Source organism: Streptomyces sp. NRRL WC-3549, from assembly GCF_000721935.1.
GTDB lineage: Bacteria > Actinomycetota > Actinomycetes > Streptomycetales > Streptomycetaceae > Streptomyces.
In genome coordinates this window covers 207,227-213,520 of sequence record NZ_KL585391.1, presented here as the reverse complement: position 1 = coordinate 213,520, position 6,294 = coordinate 207,227, and the positions used below count along the sequence as shown (strand labels likewise).

Annotated in this window: 5 protein-coding genes and 1 pseudogene; all 6 read left to right on the top strand. The window is 74.9% G+C overall.

All coding sequences use genetic code 11. The features are described 5' to 3' along the window. A partial coding sequence (locus IH13_RS0109545) for an ABC transporter ATP-binding protein (RefSeq protein ID WP_031082834.1) occupies positions 1-658 on the top strand: 658 nt, incomplete at its 5' end. Positions 659-744: 86 nt separating this feature from the next. Further along, positions 745-1,806 carry an iron-siderophore ABC transporter substrate-binding protein gene (locus IH13_RS0109540; RefSeq protein WP_031082832.1) on the top strand — a complete coding sequence of 354 codons (1,062 nt, stop codon included), beginning with the start codon at positions 745-747 and terminating at the stop codon, positions 1,804-1,806. Next, positions 1,803-3,992 carry an iron ABC transporter permease gene (locus IH13_RS0109535; protein ID WP_267883840.1) on the top strand — a complete coding sequence of 730 codons (2,190 nt, stop codon included), beginning with the start codon at positions 1,803-1,805 and terminating at the stop codon, positions 3,990-3,992. The genes IH13_RS0109540 and IH13_RS0109535 overlap by 4 nt, the downstream gene beginning before the upstream one ends. 213 nt (positions 3,993-4,205) lie before the next feature. Beyond that, a complete protein-coding gene (locus IH13_RS0109530) occupies positions 4,206-5,318 on the top strand; it encodes a peptidase C39 family protein (RefSeq protein ID WP_031082829.1) in 1,113 nt (370 codons plus the stop codon). 188 nt (positions 5,319-5,506) lie between these two features. Continuing rightward, entirely contained in the window at positions 5,507-5,974 is a 468-nt protein-coding gene (locus IH13_RS0109525; protein ID WP_031082827.1) for a hypothetical protein, read from the top strand. Continuing rightward, positions 5,971-6,294 (top strand): annotated as a pseudogene (locus IH13_RS0109520) (hypothetical protein); the annotation flags it as partial. The gene IH13_RS0109525 and the pseudogene IH13_RS0109520, both read left to right, overlap by 4 nt.

The window sequence follows — 6,294 nt, the reverse complement described above, 5'->3', positions numbered from 1 at the left end:
GCGACTGCACCGCGTGGACGGCGGCCGGGTGACGCTCGGCGCCCCGGACGGGCAGCCCGAGCGTGACACGGCCCTGCTCAGCGCCCGCCGGTTCGCCCGCGAGGTCACGCTGTTCTCCCAGTCGAGGCCCGCGCCCCAAGGGCTGACGGTCACCGAGGTCGTGGCGTTCGGACGCCACCCCTACCGGCGCGGCTTCGCCGGACCGACCGCGGAGGACCGGGCCTCCATCGACCACGCCATGGGCGTCACCGGCGTACGGGACATGGCAGCCCGGCCGGTCGGGGAACTCTCCGGCGGGGAGATGCAGCGTGTCTGGCTCGCGGCCTGCCTGGCCCAGGACACCGGCGTCGTGCTGCTGGACGAACCGACCAACCACCTGGACCTGCGCTACCAGATCGAGACGCTCGACCTGGTGCGCGATCTCGTCGAGGAGCACGGCATCGCGGTCGGGATCGTGCTGCACGACCTCGACCAGGCGGCCCGTGTCGCGGACACGCTCGTCCTGATGCGCTCCGGCCGCGTGCACGCCTGCGGCGCACCCGCCGACGTCCTCACCGCCGAGAACATCGGCGAGGTCTACGACATCCGGGTCGAGGTCGAGGCCGATCCCCGCACCGGCCGTCTCCGCATCGACCCACTCGGACGGCACCTCTCCTGAGACGGCGCGTCCGCCGCTCCCCGTACAGCCCGAAGGCATCCCCATGCGTCCGCACACCTCGCAGGAAACAAGAAAGAGGCCCCTTCATGAACCGTGTCCGTCGCCTGGCGGCGTCAGCCGCCGTCTCGGGGTTGGTCGTCCTCGCCGCCACGTCCTGCGGCACCACCGACGTCGACAACGCCGAGGCCGGTGCCGGCCCGTCGCCCGCGTCCAAGAGCTGCGCCGACGACACCACGGCCACCTCGACCGGGCCGGTCTCCTTCAAGGACGGCGTCGGCCGGCAGGTGGAGCTCGACAAGCCCGCCCAGCGGATCGCCGTTCTGGAATGGCAGCAGGTCGAGGACGCGCTGACCCTGTGCGTCACCCCCACCGCCGTCTCCGACGCGAAGGGATACAGCACCTGGGTCAGCGCGGAGAAGCTGCCGGACGGGGTCACGGACATCGGCACCCGTGAGGAGCCCGACCTCGACACCCTCTACGCCGCCAAGCCCGACCTCGTCGTCGTGGAGGCGTTCGACGCCGACGACGAGACCATCGCGAAGCTGGAGAAGCGGGGCGTCCCCGTGATGGCCACGCGCGGCGCGAACCCGAAGGACCCGATCGGGAACATGCGGGAGGTGTTCAGCATGATCGGCGAGGCGACCGGACGCACGGAGCGGGCGGACCAGGTGCTCAAGGAGTTCGACCAGCACCTCGCGACGGCGAAGAAGCGGGTCACCGACGCCGAACTGCCGACGAAGGACTTCCTGTTCTTCGACGGATGGCTCCAGGGCGGCAACCTCACCGTCCGCCCGTACAGCGACGGCGCCCTGTTCACCGAGATAGGCAAAGAGCTCGGCATGAACCCGGCGTGGTCCGACGACGTCAACAAGGCGCACGGGGACGGGGGCGTCGACCCCGCCTACGGCCTCGCGCAGACCGACGTCGAGGGGCTCACCGCGGTGGGGAACGCCAACCTCTTCTACGCCAACGACGAAGGAGCCGGCGGGTATGTCGCCGCGCTGGCCAAGAACCCGATCTGGAAGACCCTCCCGGCCGTGAAGGAGGGCCGCGCGCACGCCTTCCCGGCGCGGGTGTGGGGCGCCGGCGGTCCGCGCTCCTGCGAGCAGGCGATCGACGCGTACGTCGACGTCCTCGAAAAGAAGTGAACACACCGCAGACCCCGATACCCGGAGGGCCGCCGCCGCGCACCGGGCGCCGCGGCGGCCCCGCCGGGCCGGCGACCCCCGCCGCACCGCCCCTCGCCCCGCACGGTGGCGGCCCCGCCCGGACGCCCTCTGCCGAGCGCGGGGGCGGCCTCGCGGGGGCGGCGGTCCTGGGGCTCCTTCTCGTCGTGACCGCCCTGGTGGGCATGTGGCACCTGACACAGGGGACGTCGGGCGTCGGCGTCGGCGACCTGGTGCGCCATCTCGCCGGGGAGCGGGACGGCACGGGTGGGGCGCCGGTCGGCGAGATCCTCACCGGCTCGCGCCTGCCGCGCCTGCTCGCGGGCGTGGCGGTGGGCTTCGCCCTCGGCTCCGCCGGGACGCTGCTCCAGTCCGTCACGCACAACGCGCTCGCCTCCCCCGACACCCTCGCGGTCACGGCCGGGGCCTACCTCACGCTCACGCTCGTCGCGGCCTTCGGCCTCACCGTCCCGCTGTGGGCGTCGGGCGCCGTCGCCTTCGCCGGCGGCCTGCTCGCGGCGGCGCTCGTACTGCTCCTCGCGGGCCGGGCCGCGGGCACCGCGGGCACACGCCTCATCCTCGCCGGATCGGCGACGGCGATGGCCCTGGACGCGGCGACCGGGATGCTCCTCATCCTGTTCAACCAGAACACCACCGGGCTCTTCGCCTGGGGGAGCGGCTCGCTCGCACAGCTGAACATCGACGCGTCGGTACGCGCCTTCCCCCTCGTCGCCGTCGTGCTGTGCGTCGCTCTGGCGCTGTCCCGGCGGCTGGACGTGATGAACCTCGGCGACGACGCCGCCTCCACCCTGGGGGTGCCGATCCGGTCCACCCGCGTGACCGCCGTGATCTGCGCGGTCCTCCTGACCAGTACGGCGGTGACGCTCGCGGGCCCGATCTCCTTCGTCGGCCTCGGCGCCCCCGTCCTGGCCCGGCTGGTCGCCGGGCGGGTCCGGGCGCTGCGCCGGCACCTCTTCCTGGTGCCCGCGGCCGGTCTGGTCGGCGCGCTGCTCATCCTGCTCGCGGACGCGGTCCTGCGCGCGGTACAGGGTGCGGACGGAGCGGCCTCCATCCCCACCGGCGTACCGACCGCGCTGCTCGGCTCCGTCGTGATCATCGTCCTGGCGATGCGGCTCCGGGACACCGGCCAGGTCCGGCAGCCACCCCACGCGCGGATCGCCGCACGGTCGCGCCGTGCGTTCCTCCTCGTCGTACTCGGCGCGGTGGTCCTTCTCGCCGGTGCGGTCCTCGTGGCGGTCCTGGCGGGGAGCCTCTGGCTGCGGACGGGGGACCTCGCGCTCTGGGTCCAGGGCGCCGCCCCGGACCTGATCGGCCAGGCGCTCGACGACCGGGTCCCGCGGGTGACCGCCGCGGTCCTCGCCGGAGCGGCGCTCGGACTGGCCGGCTGCGTCGTGCAGGGCGCGGTACGCAACCCGCTCGCGGAGCCGGGGGTGCTCGGCATCACGGCGGGCGCCGGCCTGGGTGCGGCGAGCGTCGTCACGTCGGGCCTGCCCGGCGGGCGGCCGGTGCTCATCGCGGTCGCCGTCGCGGCGGGGCTCGCCACGTTCGCGGTGATCGCCCTGCTGGCCTGGCGCGGCGGCTTCCTGCCCGACCGCTTCGTACTGATCGGCATCGGCTGCGGGTACGGCCTCAGCGCCGTCACCACCTTCCTCCTGCTGCGTGCCGACCCGTACAACACGCCCCGGATCTTCACCTGGCTCTCGGGCACGACGTACGGCCGCACGATGCCCGACGTCCTACCGGTCGCCGTGGCCCTGGCCCTGGCGCTCCCCGTGCTGCTCGCCATGCGCGGCCGGCTCGACCTGCTCGCCGTCGACGAGGACACCCCGCGCATCGTCGGAGTCAAGGTGGAACGCACACGCTTCGCGGCACTGGCCGTCGCCGCGGTGCTCGCGGCGCTCAGCGTGGTCGCCGTGGGGGTCGTCGGCTTCGTGGGCCTCGTCGCCCCGCACCTCGCCCGGTCCCTGGTCGGTGCCCGGCACGGCCGCGCGATCCCGGTCGCGATGCTGCTCGGCGGCCTGCTGGTCTGTGTGGCCGACGCCCTCGGCCGCACGCTCGTCGCACCCGCCCAGGTGCCGGCGGGCCTCATGATCGCGCTGGTCGGCGCCCCGTACTTCGTGTGGGTGCTCCGGAAGTCCCGCGCATGACACCGGCCGGTGGCGCGCCCGCACCGCCCGGTGCGCCGTCCCCGCCCGGGGCGTGGCGGCCGGGCCGCCGGCCGGACCGGACCGGGTGCCCGTCCGGCCCGTGGCCCGGCGGCGTCCGGCGTCGCCCGCCCGGGCGCCCGGCGCGTCCCCGCCGCTCCGGGCCGCGGGTGAAGCCCGTCCCTCCGTCCCTCCCGACCCGCCAGGAGCATCCGCATGCCGTCCTCCCCGCAGGAAACACCAGTGAAGAGCGTCGTCGTCCCGTTCGGCCCGGACACGTCACCTGCCCTGCTGAGGCGGCGGCTCGGCGACCACGAGGTGCCCGAGCGCTGGCACACGGTCGACCGCTCCGCGTACGCCCCTCACCTCGTCGCCGTTCCCGCCGGGGACGGTGCGGACTGGGCCGCTGCCGCGCTGGTGACGGCCCGCCCGCACACGGCCTACCTGAAGATCGTCGACGCCGTCGGTGACGTCCCGGCAGCCGTCGCGGCGGTGGTCGCCCACGCGCGCCGCCAGGGACTCGCACAGGTCAAGTGGGAAGGGTGGACGGCGAGTCCCGAGGACACCGCCGCCGCCGGTTTCACCCCGTTGTGCCCTCCGCTCGCGCAGGCCGAGGACGCGGCCGGGCCCGTCGCCGGTTACGTGCGCTGGCTGCACGACGGCACGGTCGCCGAACCCCCGTACTACGGGCAGACCACCCACTTCACGTGCGGCGCGGTCACCGCCCTGGTGGCGCAGGCGCACGCGGGGGCGCTGCCGCGGGAGGAGTTCGACCGCCGGGCCGAGCTGACGCTGTGGCGCGCCGCGACCAACTTCCCCACGTGCGAGCCCGTCGGACTCGGCGTCGCCGTGCGCCGAGCGTGGGCGTCGGCCCCGGTCACGGTCCACCTGGACACGGACGGGCCCGTCATGCTCGACCACCTCCCGGAGAACGAGCGGGAGTGGCGGGCCGTCCTGCAGAGCGCGTCGCGTACCGACGCCGGGCGGGCCGGTGTCCCGATCGAGCCGCGCCCCCTCTCCGTGGACGGGATCCGGAGGGCGATCGGGCGGGGGGAGCACGTGCTCCTCCTGGTCTCGCTCGCCGGGATGCAGGGGTTCGACGTGCCCCACTGGGTGCTCTGCCACGGCACCGTGCCCGGGGCCGTCGTGATCGAGGACCCGTGGGCCAACGCGGCGACGGGGGACACCTGGGTGGACGCCCATCTGCTGCCCGTCCCCGACCCGGAGCTCGACACGATGTCGGTCATATCGGCGGATGCCTTCCGTGGCGCCGTGACCATCGGCCGCCCGGAGCGGAGCGGGACGCCCTGCGGACCGGAGGGCGAGTAGCCGCCGGGCGGACACGCGAGGGAGTCGCGGGCGGCGCTTTCCACGGCGGCGACTCCACCCTCGGCCGAGGCGTGCCCCGCACCCGCCCGATCGGCCCGCCGCACGGGCGGGAGCACGGTGCTGGACGCAGGCTTGACGGTGCAGATCATCCCATTTCGGATGCACCGACCAGGGGAATCGAGTCCAGCATGATCCAGAACCTCGTACGAGGGGGCGTCGCGGGCGCCGCCGGAACGACCGTACTGAACGCCGTGACCTACGCCGACATGGTGTGGCGGGGAAGGTCCTCCAGCGGGGCGCCCGCCCAGGTCGTGGAGAAGCTAGCCCAGGCCGTGGGGCGCCCGGTCCCCGGTTCGGGCGACAGCCGGGACAACCGGCTCACCGGCCTCGGCGCCCTGTCCGGCATCGTCGTCGGCTGCGGCACCGGGGTGGCCGTCTCCGTGGTGCGCCGTGCGGGCATCCGTATGCCGTGGTGGCTGGGCGGCGTGGTCACGGGCGCCCTGGCCATGGCCGCCACGGACCTGCCCATGGCCGGGCTGCGGGTCAGCGACCCGAGGACCTGGTCGGCCGGGGACTGGGCGTCGGACGCGGTGCCGCACCTCGTCTACGGGCTCGTGACCTACGCCGTCGTGACGGCGGGGGAGCGCCGGTCGTGAACCTGGCGGCAGGAGCGCTGGCCAGGGCCGGAATGATCGGTGCGGTCACCGGTCTGCGCAGTCAGTGGGGGATCGCCGCGATCTCCTGGAGCGTCGGCCCCGCCGAGGCCGCGTCGTCGGTGACGCAGCAGTTGCTGGGCCGGCCGTGGGTGCGCGGGGCCGTGCTGGCCGCCGCCGCGGGGGAGTTCGTCGCGGACAAGTCGCCGCGGGTGCCGAGCCGCCTCGCCCCCGCGGGCCTGGCTCCCCGTCTGGTGCTGGGGGCCCTGTCCGGCCTGGCGCTGGCGGAGCGCGAACGCCCGGCGGTCCCGCCGGCCCTCGCC